A 20,295-nucleotide genomic window follows, 5' to 3' on the forward strand; every position below is an offset into this window, starting at 1 on the left:
CGGTCGGATCGCGGCGTGCGTTGACACACCGTTCCGACCCCGGCGCGCGTTGACACGACGCTCGGTTCACTCCGCCGGCGTCGGGTCGAGCGCGACGTGGTCGAACCCGCGGTCCGCGAGCCGTTCCGCGGCCCGGTCGGTGACCGACGGCGCGACGAGAATCCCCCGGACGCCCGGCGCGTCGTCGGGGTCGCGGTCCCCGTCGCCCGTGCCGCCGTTATCGTCGGCGGCCTCCTCGATCCCCAGCTCCTCCTCGAGCGCTCGCACGTACCGAGCCAGCTGTCCGACCGCGTCCGGTCCGACTCGGCGCCGCTTCAGTTCGACGACGACCGGCGTCCCGTCGGCGTCGACGCCGAAGACGTCCATCGGCCCGGCGTTGGAGGGGCGTTCCGTCTCGCGGGGTTCGAACCCCGGCTCGACGAGGCCGGGTCGTTCCAGAATCCGGGTCCGGAGGTCCTCCTCGCTGCCGTGAAGGGTGAGGTCGCGCCCCCCCGTCACGGCCATCGCGGAGAGCTGGTGAACGTCCGAAAAGCGGACCGTCAGTGTCTCGTCGGGGTTGCTTCTGGTCGAGACAACGCGGAGCCGCCCGTCGCGTACCGCGGCGCGGTGCTGGGACCCCGGCGGCTGCCAGTTGACCGGCTGGCGCCCCTCGTCGGTGTGGACCAAGGCGGCGCCGTCGGGTTTCAACACGAGCAGCCGGTCGCCGGCGCCGAGGTCCGAGGCGGCGCGGCCCTCGTAGGAGACCGTACAGGTGCCGAAGACGCTGACGAGGTCGCCGCGCTCGAAGGCGTCCTCGAGCTCCCAGAGGGCCTCGCGGTGACTCGGGTCGTGGACGCTCGTGACTGTCACTGCGGTTCGTAGGCGGTCGCGGCTGAAAAAGGGTGTGCGCCGGCGGCCGCAGCCGCTCGGTCCGGACCGGCGGCGCGTCCGCTCGGCTCAGTCGCCGCGCCGCGAGACGACGATACCGGCGACGAAGAGGACCGCCCCGAGCGCGAAGGCGGCGACGCGGAGCGTCGTGTCCGAGACGAGGATTCCGGCCAGGACCGAGACGGCGAATCCGGCGTGTAACACCGCGGTGAGGTTCATGAGACCGCTACGGCCGCGCGGCACAAAAGCGGGTCGAAGGCGGCGGCGCGGTCGGTTCACTCTTGTCGTGAAAGGTCGCCGCGGTACTCTTTCGCTCTGGCAGCCGTCGAAATCGAAACGTAATCGCCGGCGAACTCGTGTTCAGTAGCGTTCGATCTCGACGTCTAGTCGCTCGAAGTCGTCGACGTTTCGGGTCAGGACCGGTTCGTCGACGACCTCGGCGGTGGCGGCGATGATCACGTCGCCGTCGCCCACAGGGGTCCCTTCGTTCTGTAGCTCATCTGCGAGTCGGCCGGCCTTCCGCATGACGGCGGTGTCGGCCGGATGGACCGGCTTCGAGGCGAGAATATTCTCGACCTTTTTACGTTCGTCCTCTGACTCGGTCGCTCGGGCGATACCGTAGTACAGTTCGAACAGCGTCATCGAGGAGATGCGCTGCTGGATCAGTTCCGTCTCCAGTTCCCGAGCCTTTTCCACGGCGTCCTCGTCTCCGTTCATCAAGTCGATGAGGAACGACGTGTCCAGCAGCACGCTACGCCTCTCGAAGCCGGTCGGCGGTGTCCTCTAGCTCGGCGGCGCGTCGATCGCGTCGCTCCTCGACAGCTTCATGGAGCGCGTCGGCTTCGTCGTCGCTCAGAACGCCCGCGAGCTCCAGCAGCGATCGCTCGCCGGCGAGCCGGAGAACGATGTCGGAGAACGTCTCGTCCTCCCGCTTGTGGGCGGCGAGCCGATCGTATGCCTCCTCGGAGAGGCGGATGCTTTTCGACGTATACATACGGTTGTATGCAGACTCACAAAGGCTTTTCTCAGGGATCGCCGCTGCCCGCCTACGTCCCGTGCTCCCAGCTCCCCATGTACTCGCGCTGCTCGTCGGTGAGCTCGTCGTACTCGACGCCCTCGGCGGCGAGCTTGATGTCCGCGACCTCGCGGTCGAGCTCGTCGGGCACGTCGTGGACGCCGGGCTCGTAGCTCTCGCCGTTCGCCGCGAGCTCGCGCACGACGACCGCCTGGACGCCGAAGCTCTGGTCCATCACCTCGACCGGGTGGCCGAGGGAGATGGGCGCCGCGAGGTTGACGAGCCGGCCCTCCGCGATGACGTTCAGCACGCGGCCGTCGGGCATCTCGAACCCCTCGACGCCGTCGCGGACCTCGTAGCGGTCGACGGCGAGGTCGTCGAGGTGGTCGAGGTTCACCTCCACGTCGAAGTGGCCGGCGTTCGCCAGGAGGACGCCGTCGTCCATCTCCTCGAAGTGCTCGCGGGTGATCACGTCGCGGTTGCCCGTCGTCGTGATGAACACGTCGCCCTTCTTCGCGGCCTCCGTCATGGGGAGGACCTCGTACCCCTCCATGTGCGCCTCGAGCGCCTTGCGGGGGTCGACCTCGCAGACGATGACGTTCGCGTTCTGGCCGGAGGCCTTCTTCGCGACGCCCTTGCCGCACTGGCCGTAGCCGCCGACGACGACGTTCTTCCCGGCCCACGAGAGGTTCGTCGTCATCGCGATGGTCGCGAGCGACGACTCGCCCGTGCCGTGGACGTTGTCGAACAGCTGCTTCATCGGCGTGTCGTTGACGGCGAAGACGGGGTAGCCGAGCTCGCCGTCGGCGTCCATCGCGCGCAGGCGGTCGACGCCGGTCGTCGTCTCCTCGGCGCCGCCGACGATGGAGTCGACGAGGTCGGGATACTCCTCGTGGACGAGCTTCACCATGTCCATCCCGTCGTCGACGGTGATGGTGGGCCCGTGGGCGATGCAGGCGTGCATCGCGTCGTAGTACTCCTCGTCGTCGACGCCCCGCACGGCGTAGGAGGCGATCGACTCGTGGGCGTCGAGCGCGGCCGACACGTCGTCGTGCGTCGAGAGCGGGTTACAGCCGGTGATCGCGACCTCGGCGCCGCCCTCGGCCAACAGCTCGACGAGGTTCGCCGTCTTCGCCTCGACGTGCATCGCCATCGCGATCGTCTCGCCGGCGAGCGGCTGCTCGTCGACGAACTCCTCGCGGAGCGCGTTCAAGATCGGCATGTGCTGGAGCGCCCAGTCCATCTTCCGGCGCCCCTCCTCTCGGGCCGCCTCGACGTCCGAGAGGTGCTGTGACACCGGCGGATACGCGGTTTCGCTCATACTACTCGGTTCGCTCACGGCGCACTAAACCCTGCCGACACCGGGCCGCGAAAAAAAATCCGCGTCGTTCGAGGGACGGCCGGTTCGGGCCGTCAGTTCGGAGCTCGGTTCGAGTCGTCAGTTCCCCGACCGATTCGAGTCGTCAGTTACCGCCGGGGCCGCCGGCGTGGTCCGGCGGGCCGCCGTCGTCGTCTTCGTCGTCGTCCTCATCGTCATCGTCGTCTTCCGCGTCGTCCGCTTCAGCTTCGTCCGCTTCCGCGTCGTCTGCCTCGGTTTCGTTCTCCTCCGCGTCGTCGTCCACGTCCGCGTCGTCCGCGTCGTCGTCTTCCGCGTCGTCGTCTTCCGCGTCGTCACCGCCCGGGCCGGCGTGGGCCGGCGGGCCGCGCTCGCCGTCCTCCTCGCCGTCGGGACCGGCGTGGTCGGGCGCGTTGCCGGGCGCGTCGGTCTCGTTTTCGGCGTCGTCGTCATCGTCGGCCTCGTCGGGGCCGCCGGGGCCGCCCGCGTGGTCCGGGGCGTTACCGGGGTTGTTCTCCGTCACGAAGTCGGAGACCGCGCTGCCGATGCCGCCCTCGCGGTCCTCGAGGCCCTCGATGAACTCCCGGACGAGCTGGCCGAACGGCGTTCCCGCTTCGGACTCGTCGTCCTCCTCTTCGACGGTCAGCTCGACCGTCTCGGAGACGCTCTCGTTCTCGGACGCGGCGGTGATCTCGACCGTCACGTCCTCCTCGGCGGCGGGCAGCGTCACCGTGCCGTTGGCGTCCGTCTCGTACTCGCCCGTGCCCACGTACGACGCGTTCTCGTCCGCGTCGCCGGCGAGCGCGACGACGACCGAGGCGTTCTCGACCGGCTCGTCGTCGTCCGTCACCGTGACGACCGGTTCCTCGTCGGTGTCGTCGACCTCCAGTTCGAGGCCGTCGGGCGCCTCGAGTTCGACCGTCTCGGAGACGCGCTCGTTCTCGTGCTCGGCGGTGACGTTCACCGTCACGTCCTCCTCGGCGGCGGGCAGCGTCACCGTCCCGTTCGCGTCGGTCTCGTACTCGCCGGCGCCCGCGTACGACGCGTTCGCGGGGTCGGCGACGGTGACGTTCACCGTCGCGTTCTCGACTGCGGTGTCGTTGTCCGTCACCGTGACGACCGGTTCGCCGTCGGTGTCGTCGACCTCCAGTTCGAGGCCGTCGGGCGCCTCGAGTTCGACCGTCGTCGAGGCGGTGTCGTCACCGTCGGCGGCCGTGACTGCGACCGTCACGTCCCCCTCGGGCGCGGGCAGGTCGACGGTGCCGTTGGCGTCCGTCTGGTACTCGCCCGCTCCCGCGTACGACGCGTTCTCATCGCCGTCTTCGTCGACGACGCTCACGACGACCGTGGCGTTCTCGACCGCGGTGTCGTTCTCGGTCACCGTGACCGTCGCTGTCCCGTCCGCGTCCTGCTCGACGCCCACTCCGAGGTGGCCGTCGGCGGCCGCGACGCCGGTCATCGCGCCCAGCGCGACGACCGCGATCAGTAGGATGGCTGTCGTGCGTTCGCTCATGTCCACTCGGGTCCACTCCCTGTTACCGTATAAAAAGCGGACTCGCTTAACGCGGTTTAACCCGGTTTGTATCCGGGTTAACGGCGCTGAGACGTTTGTTTTGGTTGATCGGGGTCTGGCGGCGGTTTCGCCCTCGATCGAACCCGGTTTCGACCCCGGACGCGGGTCGGTCATCGCTCGCGCGCGATACGTCTCTGGGAGTGTCGCGCTCGACCGAGTTGTGTTCTCTCGTTTATACGCAGGCGACCGTTTCGCGGCGAACACCTCCAAAGCCCCAGCCGTTCGCTTATAAACGGTTGATAGCGGATCGACAGCGAACACCTCCAAAGCCCCAGCCGCGAGGACTCGCGCGGCTCGCTGCGCTCCTCAGTCGCTCGTTTCACTCGCTCCCTGCGGTGCTTGCGTCGCCGAGCTTCGTCCTCGCGACTGCCCCTTTGAGTCCCGCCCCGCACAGCACAGCGCCTCACACCTCCCCAGCCTCGCCGTTCGCTCCGGGCTCTCTTCGGTCGCCCGTCGCTCACGGCGTCCCTCGCGCGGTGCTGTCGCCGGCGCTTCGCGCCGGCTTCCAGAGGGACCTCCGGTCCCTCGCGGCTCGGCCGCGAGGCGGCCTCGCAGGCACGCGCCACCGCGGTTCATTTATAAGAAGTACGTCAGACTCAGCTTCTCTATTTAAATACTGCCTACGTGGGTCGGCTTTGCGCGTCGCGTTCGATCGCGCTCGCGCTCGCGCTGCGCGCTACGCCGATCCGACGCGGTCGACGAGGTCGCTCGCGGCGGCCGCGGCGCGCTCCTGGACCGACTCGGCGTCGAGCGTCAGCACCTCGCGGTCGCGCATCAGGACCTCGCCGTCGCAGACCGTGTGGCGCACGTCGCTCCCGCGGGCCGCGTACGCGAGGTGCGAGACCGGGTCGTGGACGGGCGTCAGATGCGGCGCGTCGAGGTCGACGACGGCGAGGTCGGCCGCCGCGCCAGCCTCGATCCGGCCGCCGGGGAGCCCGAGGGCGTCGGCGCCGGCTCTCGTCGCCATCTCCACGGCGGCCGCCGCGGGGACCGCGCTCGCGTCGTCCGCGGCCAGTTTCCCGAGCATCGCGGCGTCGCGCATCTCGTCGAACACGTCGAGGTCGTTGTTCGAGGCCGCCCCGTCGGTGCCGAGCGCGACCGTCACGCCCGCCTCGCGCAGGCGCCGGACCGGCGCCATCCCGCTGGCGAGCTTCATGTTCGAGGCCGGGCAGTGGACGACCGCGGTCCCGGCGTCCCCGAGCCGGTCGATCTCGGAGTCGTCGACGTGAACGCCGTGCGCGAAGAAATCGTCCGGGCCGAGCGCGTCGACCTCGGCGGCGTACGCGATCGGTCGCTCCCCGCGCTCGTCGACGATCGGGTCGACCTCGTCCGTCGTCTCGTTCGCGTGGAGGTGGATCGGGACGCCCGCCTCGCGCGCCTCCGCGACGCCCTCGCGCAGGTACTCCTCCTCGACCGTCGTCAGCGAGTGCGGCATGAACGCGGTACGGATCCGGCCGTCCGCGGCGCCGTCGAGCTCGCGGGCGACCGCGAGGCTCTCCTCGACGTCCGCCCGAGCGTCGGCCTCGTCCTTCCCGACCGTGACGACGCCGTGCCCGAGCCGCGCGCGCAGCCCCGCGCGGTCGACGACGTCGGCGACGCGGTCCATCGCGAAGTACATGTCCGCGAAGGCGGTCGTCCCCGATCGGATCATCTCCAGCGCGCCGAGTTCGGCGCCCGCCTCGACGTCGGCGGGCGTCAGTTCGGCCTCCGCCGGCCAGATGTCCTCCCGGAGCCACGGGTCGAGCGGCTTGTCGTCGGCGTACCCGCGGAGCAGCGTCATCGCGACGTGCGTGTGCGCGTTGACGAGGCCCGGGATCACGATCCCGCCGGCGGCGTCGAGCGTCTCGGCGGCCGCTCCGCCGACCGACTCGTCGACGTCCCCGCCGACCGCCTCGTCGACCTCGTCCGGCGACCCCACGGCCCGGATCGTTCCCTCGTGCCGGTCGACCGCGACGTCCGCCCGCTCGACGCGACCGCCGGGTCGGAGCACTCGACCGCCGGTGACGCGGAGGTGAGTCATAGTTCACCGTGTCTCCCGCCGCACCAAACGCCTTCGGTTCGCCGTTGCTCCTCTCGCCCCGTCCGCCGTCCGAACCTTCTTGCCCGCCCGCGGCCGCGTTCCGCCATGGCAACCGACGCCCAGCAGGCGTGTTTCGAGGCGGGGATCAAGTTCGGCTCGCTGTACCACCAGTTCGCCGGCACGCCCGTCAGCCCGGAGAGTGCGCGGAGCATAGAGGCCGCGATGGCGGCGGCGATCGAGAACCAACCGTACTGCGAGGCGGTCGACGTGACGGTCCACGACGACCGCGTGGCCGACGCGGTCGACCACGAGAACGGCTACACCGAGCTCACCGGCTCGCTGATGGACGTTCGGATGCGGATCGAGTACGAGGGCGTCACGGTGCGCACGCGGATGGCGATGACTGAGGGATATCCCCTGATGGAACTGGTCGAAGTGGTCGACGACGGGGAGCCGTCGCGTTCCGGCGGCGCCGACCCGTCGCCCGACGGCGACCCGAACGCTTAGTACCGCGACACCCGTACTCCGAGCCGAACGGCGGTCGACACCACCGATTTCCCGCGTTCAGAGACGCACATGGTCGACAGACGCCACGACAGTCAGACGGACCGCACCGGCTTCGACGAGACGAAGAACTACCTCTCGAACGCCCTCGGTCGCGTGGTGCCGCGATCGGTTGCGCGGCGAGCGATAGCGGTGGCCGTCAGCACGGACGCCGCCGAGTACGCCCCCGACGAGCCGGTCGAGATCACCGTCACGATCCGCAACCGCCTCCCGGTTCCCATCGAGGTCCCCACGTCGACGCGCCGCTCGTGGGGATGGGCGGTCGACGGCGTCTTGGAGGCCACCGACGAGCGGCTCTACGTGCGCCCCGAGGAGTCGGCGCTGTCGCTCCGAGCCGGCGAGACGAAGCGGGCGACCGCCACGTGGAACGGTCGGTTCCGCCGCACCGACGGCGACGGACTCGACCGGTCGGTCCGGGCCGATCCCGGGGAACACACGATCTCGGCGTTCGTGCCGGTTCCCGACGGCGACGAACGCTACGAGGCCGCCACGCAGATACGGATCCGGTAGTCGCCGGAGCCCGACCCGTCGCGGTCGGCGGCCCGGCTCCGTCGAACTTCGAACGCGGTAGCGCGGTCAGTCGTCCGCTTCGGGTCGACCGGGACGCGCCGCGCCGTCCAACGCGGCCTCGTCGACGGCTGCCGCGATCGCCTCGTCGCGACGCAGGTGGCACGCCGCGTAGTGGCGGCCGTCGCTCCGATCGGACTCCACCTCGTACGCGGGGTCCGTGGTCGCGCAGACGCTCTCGTCCGCGAACCGCTCGGTGAGGATCCCCTCCGCGTCGTCCCACTCGTCGCGCTCGATGTGACCGAGCGCCTCGTCGAGCAGGGTGCCCGCGTCGCCGCCCGGTACCGCGCCGTCGAAGTACCGGTTCCGAAGGGCGTCCGGATCGGTCTCCTCGAACGCCCGGCGCTTGACCGCGCGCTGGAACTTCACGACGTTCCGCCAAGTGTCCTCGGGCATGTCGTACGACTCCGGCTGGATCAGCCTCGGGCACCGCGTCCGGAACCGACAGCCGGAGGGCGGATCGATCGGGGAGGGGACGTCGCCGGACAGCAGCTCCTTCCGTCCGCCGCTTCTCGGGTCCGGAACCGGAATGGCGTCGAGCAGCGCCTCCGTGTACGGGTGTTTCGGGTTCTCGAACAGCTCCTCTTTGTCGGCCAGTTCGACGAGGTTCCCGAGGTACATCACCGCCACCCGGTCGGAGATGTGGCGGATGACGCTCAGGTCGTGCGCGATGAACAGGTACGTCAGGTCGAACTCCTCCTGGAGCTCCTCCATCGTGTTGAGCACCTGCGCCTGGATGGACACGTCGAGGGCGCTCACCGGCTCGTCGCAGACGATGAAGTCGGGGTTCACCGACAGCGCCCGCGCGAGGTTCACCCGCTGGCGCTGCCCGCCGGAAAACGCGTGCGGGTATCGGTTGTAGTGTTGCGGGTCGAGTCCGACCTTCTCTAACAGCTCCTTCGCGCGCGCTTCCCGTCCCTCCTCGTCGAGCATCCCGTGAGCCTTCATCGGCTCTTCGACTATCGGCCCGACCTTCATCCGCGGGTCGAGCGACGACTGCGGGTCCTGGAAGATCATCTGCATGTCCTTCCGCTTCCGCCGCAGCGGCTCGCCGGAGAGCGCCGCGAGGTCCTCGCCCTGGAAGTAGACGCTCCCGCTCGTCGGTTCGAGCAGCCGGAGGACGGTTCGCGCGAGCGTCGACTTCCCGCAGCCGGACTCGCCCACGAGCCCGAGGGTCTCGCCCTCCTTGATGTCGAAGCTCACGCCGTCGACGGCGCGGACGTCGGAGGCCGACCGCGAGACGTACGGGAACTCGTCGTCGAGCTGGACGCCGGCGAGCAGCCCGCTCTCGTTGTCGAAGTACTTGCAGAGGTCGCGGACCTGTAACAGCGCCTCGGAGTCCGACTCCGGCGGGCCGACCTCGCTCATTCCGCCTCACCTCCGGTCTCGGTGAGGCCGGCGGAGAACCCGCCGGTGGCCTGCGTCTCGATCGACCGGCTCTCGTCGTACCCCACGTCGAACGCGTCGTGTTTCACGCACGCCGCCGTGTGTACGGGCTCGCCCTCCTCGCTCAGGTCCCGTAGCTCCGGGTGGACTTCGCGGCACACCTCCCGCGCCTCGGGACAGCGCGAGTGGAACCGACAGCCGGCGGGCGGATTGATCGCCTCCGGCATCACCCCCTGGATCGGCCTGAGCTCGTCGACCGTCCTGTCGGGCCGGGGCATCGAGTCGAGCAGCGCCGACGTGTACGGGTGTTTCGTGTCGTAGAACAGGTCGTCCACCTCGGCCTGCTCGATGATCTCGCCGAGGTACATCACGTTGACCCGGTCGCAGATCTCCGCGACGACGCTCATGTCGTGGGTGACCCAGATGAACGACGTGTCGTACTTCTCCTGGAGCTCAGTCACCATCTCGAGGATCTCGCCTTCGACGGTGACGTCGAGCGCGGTCGTCGGCTCGTCGGCGATGATCAGGTCCGGCTCGCAGGCGAGCGCCATCGCGATCAGCACGCGCTGTCTCATCCCGCCGGAGAACTGGTGCGGGTACTCGTCGTACCGCGACTCGGGCGCCGGGATCCCGACCTCTCTGAGCATGTCGATCGCCTCCTCCTTCGCCTCGTCCGCGCCGAGGTCGCGGTTGATCTCGATGAACTCCCGGAGCTGCCCCCCGACGGTGAACACGGGGTTCAACGACTCCATCGGGTCCTGGAAGATGATCGCGATCTCCCGGCCGCGGATCCGCTCGCGCATCTCCGACTCGGAGAGCATCTCGTCGCGGGGGCGCAACTCGCCGGCGTCGTCCTCCTCGAGCCCGAAGATCGTCTCTCCTTTGAACTCGATTTCGCCGCCGACAATCTCGCCAGGGCTGTCGACGAGCCGGAGGATACTGGAGGTCGCGACGGACTTTCCGGCGCCCGACTCTCCGACGAGCCCGACGATCTCTCCCTCGTACACGTCGAAGGAAATCCCGTCGACCGCGCGGACCGTCCCGTCTTCGGTGAAGAACTGTGTCTTGAGATCGCGTACGCTGAGTAGTGGTTCAGTCATATCAGTTGTTTATCCGCGGGTCGAGCGCGTCCTGTAGACCGTCGCCGAGAATGTTGAAGCCGATGACGGTGATCAGAATAGCGATTCCGGGGAAGATACTGAACGTCGGCGCGGGAAGCATGTACGCCCGCGAGGCCGACAGCATCTGTCCCCACGACGGCGTCGGCGGCTGTGCGCCGAACCCGAGGAACGAGAGGCCGGCCACGATGAGGATGCTCACCCCGACCTGAAGCGTCGCCTGGACCAGCACCGGCGCGAAGCTGTTCGGGATGATATGCTGGAAGATGATGTTTCTGTCTTTCACCCCGGCGGCCCGCGCGGCCTCGATGTAGTCCTCCTCGCGGATGGAGACGACGCGAGACCGGATGAGTCGGTTGAACACGGGGACGGCCGTGATCCCGACGCCGATCATCGCGAACGTGAGGTTCCGCCCGAACGCGGTCATGAACGCGATGACCAAGACGAGGAACGGAATCGCGTAGATCGTCTCCGTCACCCGCTGGAGCACGTCGTCGATCCAGCCGCCGTAGTAGCCGGAGACCGCGCCGATGACGGTGCCGCCGCCGAGGCCGATCGCGGTTGCGAGGAACCCGACCGTCATCGCGATCCGCGTCCCGTAGATGGTCCGGGAGAGCAGGTCTCGACCCCGGTGGTCGGTGCCCAGCGGGTGTTCGATCACGCCCTCACCGAACTGGTTCTCCATGCCGACAGGGGGGAGCAGCCGCCGGACCTGCTCCGGGTCGGCCTCGGGGTTGTACAGTACCGCTTCCGCGATCGCGTAATTGAGGACGTAGTAGTCGAACGCCGCGAAGATCGCGACCAGGGTCATGAACCCGACGATATATGACCCGACCCGCGCCGTCGTGTCCTGTCGAACCTGTTTCAGCGTGTATCGAAGCCCGACGCGGGCCTCGACCTCGTCGGGCCCGCCGCCGCTCTCGTCGCCGCCGTTCGGGGTGTCGTCGTCCGAAGTTGCGCTGTTGGTCGACATTACTCGTCACCGTAGGTAACTCGCGGATCGAGGTAGCCGTACATGATGTCCGTGATGATCACGCCGATCACGTAGACGAACCCGAACACGAGCGTCGTCCCCATGATCAGCTGGTAGTCCTGGTTTTGAATCGCCGTGATGATCAGTCTCCCCATCCCCTGGATTCCGAAGACGGTCTCCGTGAGGACGGCGCCGCCGAGCGCGGTCGACAGCCCGAGGCCGATGATGGTGATCACCGGGAGCTGCGCGACCTGGAACGCGTGCTTGCGGACGATCGTCGACTCGGGCACGCCGTACGCCCGGGCGAGCTTCACGTACTCGCCCTGGAGCGAGTCGACCATCGACGAGCGCTCGATCCGCGTGATCTGTGCCATCTGGAGCGTCCCGAGCCCGATCATCGGCAAGAAGAGGTGGTGTGCCGACTGGCGGATCACCTCGATCTGCGTCGCCGCCCCGCGAACGTCCGTCGGATCCGCCCACGGCAGGACGAGTCCGCGTGCGGGGAACCACCCGAGGTAGAACGCGAAGACGATGATCAACACCAACCCGATCCAGAACGACGGGGTGGAGACGCCGATCAGCGAGATGATCCGGGAGATGTGGTCCGCCGGCTCGTTCCGCCGCTTGGCCGAGATGACGCCGAGCGGAATCGCGGTGACGATCGCGAACGCGAACGCGGACAGCATGAGCAGCAGCGTCACCGGCAGCCGGAGCATGATCATCTCGAGGACGGGGCGGTCGTAGTAGATGCTGAGCCCGAGATCGCCCGTCGCGACGCTGGTGAGGTACGAGAGGTACCGCTGGTACAGCGGCCGGTCGAGGCCGTACTGGGCCCGGATCGCCTCCACCTGTTCCTGTCCCGGCGTCGGTCCCAGCATGATTTCGACCGGATCGCCGGGGATCTGGTTCGCCAGGAAAAACGTTATCGTCACGATACCTATCAGTACGGGTATCGCCTGTGCGAATCGTCTGAGTGTGTACCGAAGTAAACTCACTGTCGTGGATTCCTCGTTGTTTCGGTTCGGTTTTTGCCGTCGCTTATCCGTTCCGTTCCCGCCGGCGCATCAAGACGGTGACCGCGGAGGGCCGCCGAACGCGTCGACCGGCTCCCGACGGGCTCGCGTTCGGAACGCGCGCGGCCGTCTCCGCGTCGCGGTCCGTCGTTTTCGAGCGTCGTTCCGTCGTTCTCGCGCCGCGACCGTTCGATAGAACGCGAGCCGACGGCGTTCTATCCCGTCGCCGGGTTATCGGGACACCGTGACGTCGGTCATCTGGAGCTCCGTCGAGATCGGGTGCGCTTCGAAGCCCTCCACGACGTTGCGGACGCCGTAGGAGTTGTTCAGGTTGTACGCCGGGAGGTGGACGCGACCTTCGAGCAGCGTCGTCGTCGCGTCGATGTAGAGCTGCCGACGCTCCTCGCGGTCGGCGGACTCGCGGGCCTGCGTCAGCTTCTGGGAGGCCTCGTCGTACTCGTGGAACGTCCCGTTGGTGACGCCGTTCGTCTCCTGGCTCAGCAGGTTGTACGCGAACGTGTCCGGGTCCGGGCTACCCGACCAACCGAGCGTGTACATGTTGTAGTCCTCCTCGTTGCCGGTGAGGTACGCGTCGAGGAACGTCCCCCAGTCGAGGCGCTGGACCTGGACGTTTTCGAAGCCGGCGTTCTGGAGCCCGTCGCCGATCGAGATACCGATCTGCTCACGCTTGTTGTCCGGCGGCACGATGATCCGCCAGTCGTAGTCCATCGGGACTCCGGCCTCCTCGAACAGCGCCTGCGCCTCCTCGAGGTTCTGATCGTGGGGGATACTCGACCACTCGTCGACGGGGAAGTTCCACTCCTCGCTGATCGAGGAGGGGTACGGGCTGTACTGCCGCACGCCGGCCGGCGTGACGAAGCTCTCGACCGCCTGGTCCATCGAGACGCAGTAGTCGACCGCCTCCCGAACGAGCGGGTCGGACGTCGGCCCTTCGGCGCAGTTGAACGCGAGGTAGAAGTATCCGACGCCGGGCTCCTCGGTGATGCTGGCGCTCTGGTTGCTCTGGACCGTCTCGTACAGCTGCGGGGGGATGCTCTCGATGATGTCGACGTTCCCCGTCTCCAGTTCGGTGACCCGCGTCGTCTGCTCCACAATCGGCTGGAACTCGATCCCGCCGAGCTCCGGGAGGCTCTCGCTGTCCCAGTAGTCGTCCCACCGCTCCAGCGTCGCGAAGTTCTCGGGCTCCCACTCGACGAGCTGGAACGGCCCCGAGGTGACCGGGTCCTGGTTGTACGCGTCGACGTCCTCCTGACGTACGGAGGCGTTGACGACGTTCCGCGCCATGGCGATCGTGAACGCGCCGTACGGATACTTGAGATCGAACTGCGCGGTGGTCTCGTCGATCGCCTCCGCGGTGTCGATCATGTTCACCTCGGAGGCGTTCGCGGTCTCTTCTTCGATCGGCGCCATCATCGTGTGGACGACGTCTTCCGCGGTGACCGGATCGCCGTTCTGGAACTCGGCGTCCTCGCGGATCGGGACGATGTACCGCGTCCCGTCGCGCTCGACCGTCGGCATGTCCGCGGCGATCTTCGGCTCCAGGTTGACGCCGTCGCCGTACTCGTAGAGGCCGTCGAATATCCGCCCGGCGATCTGCGCGGACGGCACGTCGTTCATGATGACCGGGTCCATGTCGAGCGGGCCCTTCGCTTGCGCGAAGTACAGCGTCGAGGGGGTTCCGCCGTCGCCCCCGCCGCCGTCGGAGCCGTTGCCGCCGCTGGAACCGTTGCCGCCGCCGGAGCCGTTGCCGTCCCCGCCGCCGGTACACCCGGCGAGCAGGAGGGAGGTGCCGGCCGCCCCGCCGGCGAGGACCTTTCGTCGCGAAATGCGTTGTGTGGGTTGTCGACGCATACAGGCAACTCTTGTTTTCACTAAATAAGCTTTTGGGTCGGCGTGTCCGTACGGTCGGATCTGTTCGTTGTGTGCCCTCTTCTCAGTACGAATCCGCGCTACTACCGCCGAATCGGCGGAAACACTCGAATACGCCGGCGCTCGACGGTGGAACGGCATTCTCGCACGCGAGGGTAACAGCGACGTCTCGCGTCTCTTCCGGGAACCGTCTCGCGTCTCTCCCGGGGACCGTCTCGCATCTCCGTTCGAGAGCTGCCACGGCGCGGTCGCCCCCGGCGTCACTCGACCGGAGCTAGCGATCGGCGGGCGACGCTCCGCCTCCGGCCTCTCCGACGTCCGTCACGGTCCCGACCCCCTTGCTCGATCCCTCGCGGAAGACGAAGCGCTGCCCCGCTTCGATCAGGTACGGTCGGAACTTGAACCGGACGCGCGCGTCGCCCGTGTCCCCCGGGAGCAGCCGCCCGTCCTCCGGGAAGAACGCGGCCGCCTCGGAGACGGTCTCGAGGTGGACCACCGGTTCGTACCCCTCCTGGATCCGAGTCGGGTGGTTGAGCACCATCACCTCGGCGTCGAACTCGCGGACCGGATTCGGCTCGCTGTCGCGGGGCACCAAGGCCATCCCCCGCTCGATCTCCGCCTCGTCGACGCCCTTCAGCGCGATGCCGACGATCCGCCCGGCGGTCGCCCTGTCCACCCGGTGGTAGTGCATCTCGATCGACCGGGCCTCCACCTCGCGGAAGGACCCGTCGGGCATGGGGCCGAGCAGGAGTTCGTCGCCCGTCTCGACGGTCCCCGAGTTCACCGTGCCGGACGCGACCGCGCCCACGCCCGTCACCTTGTAGCTGCGGTCGACGTACATCCGGAACGTCTCGCGGTCCGGCGTCGCGCGCTTCGGCAGGCGCTCGAACAGGCGGTCCAGCGTCTCGATCCCCGCCTTCGTCACCGCGCTGGTCCGCAACAGGGGGACGACGCCGTCCCCGACCTCCGCGACCGCGGTGTCGACGCCGTGCCGGTCGACCAGGAGCGGGGTCTGTCCGGCGTCGCGGAGCATCGACTCCACGTCGCGCTCGACCGCCGCGAGCCGGTCGTCGCTCACGGCGTCCGCCTTCGTGATCGCGACGATGGTCGGCAGCTCCGTCGCCAGGAGGATCCCGAGGTGTTCCCGGGTCGTCGTCGTCGGCCCGTCGTCGGCGGCGACGACGAGGAGCCCGTAGTCGAGCTTCTGCCCGACGAGCCCGCGGATCGTCGTCCGGAGCCACGGCTCGTGACCGACGGTGTCGACGAACGAGACGAGCCGGTCGGCCGCCTCGACGACCCCGGCGCGGTCGGACTTCCGGTGCGGGTTGTCCATCCGAACCGGTTCGTCCGCGTCGTCCGCGAACCCGTACACCGCGTACGAGAGGTCGGCCGAGAGGCCGCGCTCGACCTCGTGGGGCTGGACGTCGAGGAAGCCGCGCGTGCCGCCCTGCCCGTCGTCGGCGCGGCCGGTGACCAGCGTCCCCACCAGCGTCGACTTCCCGTGGTCGACGTGGCCCGCGGTGCCGACAACGAGGTGGTCCTCGTCGGCCTCGAACACGCCGCCGTCGCGGAGCGTCGCGAGCCCGACGAGCCCGGCCTCGTCGGCGTCGCCGCCGGAGCCGGCGCTCCACGTCTCGACGTCCGCGATGTGGGCGTCTGCCTCGTCTGCCAGCAGCGAGAGCACGTCCATCGTCTCGGAGAAGGCGTCGGGGGAGACGCCGGCCAACCCCCCGTCGTCGGTGACGCCGAGGACGTAGGTCGCCTCGCCGTCGCCGGAGAGGACGCGGTGGCGGAGCTGGGCCACGAGCGACTCCATGCGCCCGTCGGCCAGGTGGACCTCGCGGGTCAGTCGCTCCTTGAACTCGATGGCGCCGCCGTCCCGCTCGCCGCGCTCGATGGCCCGCCGGAGGGCGGACCGGTCCGCGCTCATGTCCCTTCATAGGCGACAGCCGGGTTTAACGGTTTTCGTGGTACGTGACCCCACGACTCGTGATCGCTCGCGGCTCCTCGGGAGCGCTCCGGCGGACTATTTAATCGGGCGCCGCGAACAACGCCGGTATGGACACCTCGGTCCCCAGCGTCGCCGAACGCCGCGTCCACGTGGTCCCGCTCGGCTACGAGCGCGACCGCATCGTCGAGCCCCTCCGTCGCCACGGCGCCGACGTCGCGTACCTGCTCGTCGACGCCCCCGACCGCGACGGGGCCCGCGGCGACGTGGACTTCGAGGCGGCCGGCGCCGCCGACCCCGCAGACACCCGAATCGACCCCGACGGGCTCACCGACTACCAGCGCGAGGCGTGGACGACCGCCGCCGAGTTCGCCGCGGTCCGACCGATCCCCGTCGCGCTCGCGGACGTGTACGACGTGCTCGGCGTAACGACCACGGTCGCCGCCCGTCACCGGGCGAGCGCCGAGGACGGCGACCGCCTCTTCGGGAACGTCTCGACCGGGCCGCGGATCGCCGCGGTCGGCGTCGCGCTGGCCTGTATGATCGTCGGCGCGCGCCCGTACAGCGTCGAGCCAGAGCGCCACCGCCACGACCGGCGCGAGGAACCGCTCACCGAGGGCGTCGAGCGCACCGTCGACCTGCCCATCTACCCGATGGACGCGCCCACGACCGACCAGGTCGCCGTCCTCGGTCGGCTTCACGAACGCTCCGAGGAGAACCGCACCACCGACAAGTGGAACCTGATCGAGTGGGCGCGCGAGCGCGACCTCTCTTTCCTCCGCGAGGCGGGCGAGAGCCGGACGGCGAAGTACCGCGCGCTGGAGACGCACGTGCTCTCGCCGCTGCGCGAGCGCGGCTACGTCGAACTGGAGGACATCGGACGCTCCGACACCGTCCGGCTCACGGAGACCGGCCGCCGGGTCTTCTTCGCGTTCAAGCACAAGATTGCCGAGTAGGGGGCTTCGCTCGATCGCCGAGCGGTGAGCGGTCGACACGCGAATCGCGATCCGTCCGATTCGAACGTGTTGTTCGGTCCGTCCGTACTGTCGACGGCTAACGTAGAACTATCCCCCGCACCTCGATTCAGGTGCGTGACGCCCGCCGGGCGGTCGGGGCGCCCTCCCTGCCCTCCACACCGCCTGTCCGCTATCAGATCCCGGTCGCCGCGGCCCCCTCTCGCGGCGATCGGTCCCCGCTGACGCCGCCGCGCCCGCCCGACGGATCGTCACGAAACGACGGGGCCGCCGTCGTTTTCTCCCCCTTCTGACGCCGACCCACAGCCTTAGCACGTCGCCGGCGCAGTACCGAGACGAGGCGATGAATCCCGTCGAGAAACACCAGTCGATGCTCGTCCTCACCGCCGTCGCGGTCGGCCTCGCCGCCGGCCAGATCGACCGCGTCGCCCCCGTCGCCGACCGGCTCATCGTCCCGTTCCTGATGGTGATGCTGTTCGCCGCGTTCGTCGGGATCCCCCTCTCTCGGCTGCGGGAAGCGTTCGGCAACCGCCGCGTCGTCGGGTCGAGCCTGCTGGTCAACTTCGTCTGGAGCCCTCTGCTCGCCGTGGGGCTCGGTGCCCTCTTCCTCCGGAACCAGCCCGCGCTCTGGGTCGGACTCATCATGCTCCTCGTGACGCCGTGTACGGACTGGTACCTCGTGTTCACCGACGTCGCCGACGGCGACGTACCGCTTGCCGCCTCCGTGTTGCCGTACAACCTCGTCCTCCAACTGGTGTTGCTGCCGGTGTACCTCTACGCGTTCGCCGGGACGCTCGTCGACCTGCCGCTCGCGCTGCTCGCCGAGAGCGTCCTCCTCGTGCTGGTCGTTCCCCTCACCGTCGGCGCCTTCGCCCGGTGGGGACTCACCCGCACGAAGGGCGAGACGTGGCTCCGAGACCGGTTCCTGCCCCGGATGGGCCCGGTCCAGGTCGGCTTCCTCGCGCTGGCCATCGGGGCGATGTTCGCGTCGCAGGGAGACGTGATCGTCGAGAACCCGCGGCTGCTTGCGCTGATGGCGATCCCCGTCGCGCTGTTCTACGCGATCAACCTCGCGGTCGGGTTCCTCGTCGGGCGCTCGCTCTCCTTCTCGTACGGCGAACTGGTCTGTTTCAATAACACGATCCTCTCGCGGAACTCCCCGACCGCGCTCGCAATCGCCGTCGTCGCGTTCCCGAACGAGCCGCTGATCCCGCTCGCGCTCGTCATCGGGCCGCTGCTGGAGCTCCCGCTGTTGGGGGTCATCGCACAGGGACACCTCGCGGTGAGAGAGCGGTGGACGGCTCGCCTCGACGAGCCGTCGACCGACCGGTAGCGCCGCGATTCCGCGCCGCCCGCTCACTCCTCCGTCAGGTCGACGTACGTCCGGCGGACGGTCACCGGCGTCACGTCGGCGGCGTCGGCCGCCTCCTGTTGGGTACACTCGGCGCCCAGTTCGCGGGCCGCGGTGTAGAGGCAGGCGGCGGCGACGCCGACCGGGTTGCGGCCGTTCGCGATCCCCTCCTCGACTGCGCGCTCGGCCAGCTCGCCCGCCCGGCGCTCGACGGCCGAGTCGCAGTCGAGGTCGCTGGCGAACCGCGGGAGGTACTCCGCGGGGCCGCTCGGCGCGATCGGGAGGCCGAGCTCGCGGTTCATCGCGTCGAAGGCGGCCCGGTGCTCGTCCTCCGTCGCCTTCGCCTCGGCGCACACCTCGCCGACGGTGCGGGCCACGTCGGCGGTGCGGCAGGCGACGTAGACGCAGGCCGCGGCGAACCCCTCCAGCGAGCGCCCGCGGAGCAGGCTCTCCTCCTGCGCGGAGTCGAACAGCGCGCAGGCGGCGTCGCGGACGCTGTCGGGAAGCCCCATGACGCCGGTGAGCCGCCGGATCTCGGTGTACGCGTACACCTTGTTGCGGTCGCGCTTCGTGGAGATCTGCGCGCGGTTGTGCTGGGTCCGCATCCGGGCGAGCCGCCGGCGCTTGCGCCCCTTCACCTTCGTCGATCGGCCGATCTCCGTCGAGAGACCGCGGTCGTGCCGCGAGCGCGTCAGGGGCGCGCCGGTGCGCTTCGGGTCCGCGTCGTCGTCGTCGAACGACCGCCACTCCGGGCCGTGGTCGATCCGGTCGGCGTCGACGACGAGGCCGCAGTCGGTACAGACGCGCTCCGAGCTATCGACCCGCGTGCGGCCGCCGCACTCCGGACACGTCTCGCGGTCGGTCTCGGCCCGACCGGCCTCTGTCGCGTCCGCGGCTGCGGCGCGGTCGGCGGTCGCGGCGCGGTCGGCGGTCGCGACGTCGTCGGTCTCGGTCCGGGGCGAACGGGTTCGGGTCGAACGTGCCTCACTCATCACACGTCGAACTCCGGCCCGATGCCTTACTTAAACCCGGGTGAATCGGGGGTCGATCGCCCCGATCGCGGCGCTCGAACCGACCGGTTATCGGTCGGTGATCCGGCGTTCGACCTCGCCGCAGTACGGTGGTTTTAACCATCCGTGCGAACCACCGGATCGCATGACGCTGTCGGAGATCGCGGCCGGGGTCGAGGTGACCTCGCGTCAGCGCGATCGCGGGGTCGCCCTCGCGGACGACACGGAGACGCCGCTCGTCGATCGCCTGTCGGCCCACGCGGAGTCGCTCCCGTGTACGCCCGAAGCGACCGCCACCCTCGTCGACGCCTACACGGCCGGCCGGACCGTCGGCGACGCGGCGCGGGAGGCGGGCGTCACCCCGATGACGGCCGCGAAGACGCTCCACCGGTGCGGCGTCGCGGGGGTCTGCCCGCTCTCACCGACCGGTCGCGGCGTCGTCCGCGACTGGCTCGCGGGCCGGACCTCGCGCAGCGAGGCCGTCGAACTCACCGGCGGCGACGAGGCCGACTTCGCGCTGGCCACGTACGTCGAGACGCACGACCCCGTCGACCCCGTCGCGGAGGCGGTCGACGCGCAGGTCGCCGGGTCGGCACCGCTCGGGGACGGACCGGGAGACGGCGGCCCTCTCGGCGACGCGCTCGGCTCCACTGACGGGTTTCGTTGAGTTCCGGTACCACTTCGGACGCG

General features: G+C 69.2%; 19 protein-coding genes. 5 read left to right on the forward strand and 14 right to left on the reverse strand.

The window, feature by feature from the left end:
• Positions 1-66: 66 nt before the first annotated feature.
• The 7 genes from nucS to EXE45_RS04640 form a co-directional block, all read right to left on the reverse strand.
• A complete protein-coding gene (gene nucS / locus EXE45_RS04615) occupies positions 67-849 on the reverse strand; it encodes an endonuclease NucS (protein WP_092920532.1) in 783 nt (260 codons plus the stop codon).
• Positions 850-936: 87 nt separating this feature from the next.
• The gene (locus EXE45_RS20315) at positions 937-1,086 is read right to left on the reverse strand and encodes a hypothetical protein (protein ID WP_167603324.1); all 150 of its coding nucleotides are present in this window, start codon (positions 1,084-1,086) and stop codon (positions 937-939) included.
• A 141-nt stretch (positions 1,087-1,227) separates the two neighbouring features.
• Entirely contained in the window at positions 1,228-1,617 is a 390-nt protein-coding gene (locus EXE45_RS04620; RefSeq protein WP_137693664.1) for a type II toxin-antitoxin system VapC family toxin, read from the reverse strand.
• Between the two features lies 1 nt (position 1,618).
• Positions 1,619-1,861 carry an antitoxin VapB family protein gene (locus tag EXE45_RS04625; protein ID WP_137693665.1) on the reverse strand — a complete coding sequence of 81 codons (243 nt, stop codon included), beginning with the start codon at positions 1,859-1,861 and terminating at the stop codon, positions 1,619-1,621.
• A gap of 52 nt (positions 1,862-1,913) precedes the next feature.
• Positions 1,914-3,203: an adenosylhomocysteinase gene (locus tag EXE45_RS04630; RefSeq protein ID WP_092920535.1), complete on the reverse strand. Its 1,290-nt coding sequence runs from the start codon at positions 3,201-3,203 to the stop codon at positions 1,914-1,916.
• Between the two features lie 142 nt (positions 3,204-3,345).
• Positions 3,346-4,731 (reverse strand): DNA primase, encoded by a 1,386-nt coding sequence (locus EXE45_RS04635; RefSeq protein WP_137693666.1) that lies wholly within the window; start codon positions 4,729-4,731, stop codon positions 3,346-3,348.
• Between the two features lie 736 nt (positions 4,732-5,467).
• Positions 5,468-6,811 (reverse strand): amidohydrolase, encoded by a 1,344-nt coding sequence (locus EXE45_RS04640; protein WP_137693667.1) that lies wholly within the window; start codon positions 6,809-6,811, stop codon positions 5,468-5,470.
• A gap of 105 nt (positions 6,812-6,916) precedes the next feature.
• Between EXE45_RS04640 and EXE45_RS04645 the strand changes: the two genes are divergently transcribed.
• Both EXE45_RS04645 and EXE45_RS04650 read left to right on the forward strand, forming a co-directional pair.
• Positions 6,917-7,318, forward strand: a complete 402-nt coding sequence (locus tag EXE45_RS04645) for a dihydroneopterin aldolase family protein (RefSeq protein WP_137693668.1) — start codon at positions 6,917-6,919, stop codon at positions 7,316-7,318.
• 69 nt (positions 7,319-7,387) lie between these two features.
• The gene (locus EXE45_RS04650) at positions 7,388-7,885 is read left to right on the forward strand and encodes a hypothetical protein (RefSeq protein ID WP_092920538.1); all 498 of its coding nucleotides are present in this window, start codon (positions 7,388-7,390) and stop codon (positions 7,883-7,885) included.
• Between the two features lie 66 nt (positions 7,886-7,951).
• Here the strand turns inward: EXE45_RS04650 and EXE45_RS04655 are convergent, their stop codons facing one another.
• The 6 genes from EXE45_RS04655 to EXE45_RS04680 all read right to left on the reverse strand — a co-directional run bounded on the left by EXE45_RS04655 (position 7,952) and on the right by EXE45_RS04680 (position 16,252).
• Entirely contained in the window at positions 7,952-9,310 is a 1,359-nt protein-coding gene (locus tag EXE45_RS04655) for an ABC transporter ATP-binding protein (protein ID WP_092920539.1), read from the reverse strand.
• Complete coding sequence (locus EXE45_RS04660) at positions 9,307-10,428, reverse strand: ABC transporter ATP-binding protein (RefSeq protein ID WP_092920540.1); 1,122 nt, start codon at positions 10,426-10,428, stop codon at positions 9,307-9,309. The genes EXE45_RS04655 and EXE45_RS04660 overlap by 4 nt, the downstream gene beginning before the upstream one ends.
• A gap of 1 nt (position 10,429) precedes the next feature.
• On the reverse strand, positions 10,430-11,419 hold the full coding sequence (locus EXE45_RS04665; protein ID WP_092920541.1) for an ABC transporter permease: 990 nt from the start codon (positions 11,417-11,419) through the stop codon (positions 10,430-10,432).
• Positions 11,419-12,414, reverse strand: a complete 996-nt coding sequence (locus tag EXE45_RS04670; protein WP_255510254.1) for an ABC transporter permease — start codon at positions 12,412-12,414, stop codon at positions 11,419-11,421. Before EXE45_RS04670 ends, EXE45_RS04665 begins: the two co-directional genes overlap by 1 nt.
• Before the next feature lie 249 nt (positions 12,415-12,663).
• Positions 12,664-14,304, reverse strand: coding sequence for an ABC transporter substrate-binding protein (locus tag EXE45_RS04675; protein ID WP_092920543.1), 1,641 nt, complete (start codon positions 14,302-14,304; stop codon positions 12,664-12,666).
• Between the two features lie 292 nt (positions 14,305-14,596).
• A complete protein-coding gene (locus EXE45_RS04680) occupies positions 14,597-16,252 on the reverse strand; it encodes a GTPBP1 family GTP-binding protein (protein ID WP_137693669.1) in 1,656 nt (551 codons plus the stop codon).
• Between the two features lie 128 nt (positions 16,253-16,380).
• Here EXE45_RS04680 and EXE45_RS04685 point away from each other — a divergent pair, with 128 nt between their 5' ends.
• Entirely contained in the window at positions 16,381-17,226 is an 846-nt protein-coding gene (locus tag EXE45_RS04685) for a DUF6293 family protein (protein ID WP_137693670.1), read from the forward strand.
• 361 nt (positions 17,227-17,587) lie between these two features.
• A complete protein-coding gene (locus EXE45_RS04690; RefSeq protein WP_092920546.1) occupies positions 17,588-18,577 on the forward strand; it encodes an arsenic resistance protein in 990 nt (329 codons plus the stop codon).
• 23 nt (positions 18,578-18,600) lie between these two features.
• On the opposite strand, the gene EXE45_RS04695 is transcribed toward EXE45_RS04690, so the two are convergent.
• The gene (locus tag EXE45_RS04695) at positions 18,601-19,587 is read right to left on the reverse strand and encodes a transcription initiation factor IIB family protein (RefSeq protein WP_137693671.1); all 987 of its coding nucleotides are present in this window, start codon (positions 19,585-19,587) and stop codon (positions 18,601-18,603) included.
• A 163-nt stretch (positions 19,588-19,750) separates the two neighbouring features.
• Here EXE45_RS04695 and EXE45_RS04700 point away from each other — a divergent pair, with 163 nt between their 5' ends.
• Positions 19,751-20,272 (forward strand): hypothetical protein, encoded by a 522-nt coding sequence (locus EXE45_RS04700; RefSeq protein WP_092920548.1) that lies wholly within the window; start codon positions 19,751-19,753, stop codon positions 20,270-20,272.
• The last annotated feature ends 23 nt before the right edge of the window (positions 20,273-20,295 follow it).

This window comes from Halorubrum sp. SP9 (assembly GCF_005435015.1).
Taxonomy (GTDB): domain Archaea; phylum Halobacteriota; class Halobacteria; order Halobacteriales; family Haloferacaceae; genus Halorubrum; species Halorubrum sodomense.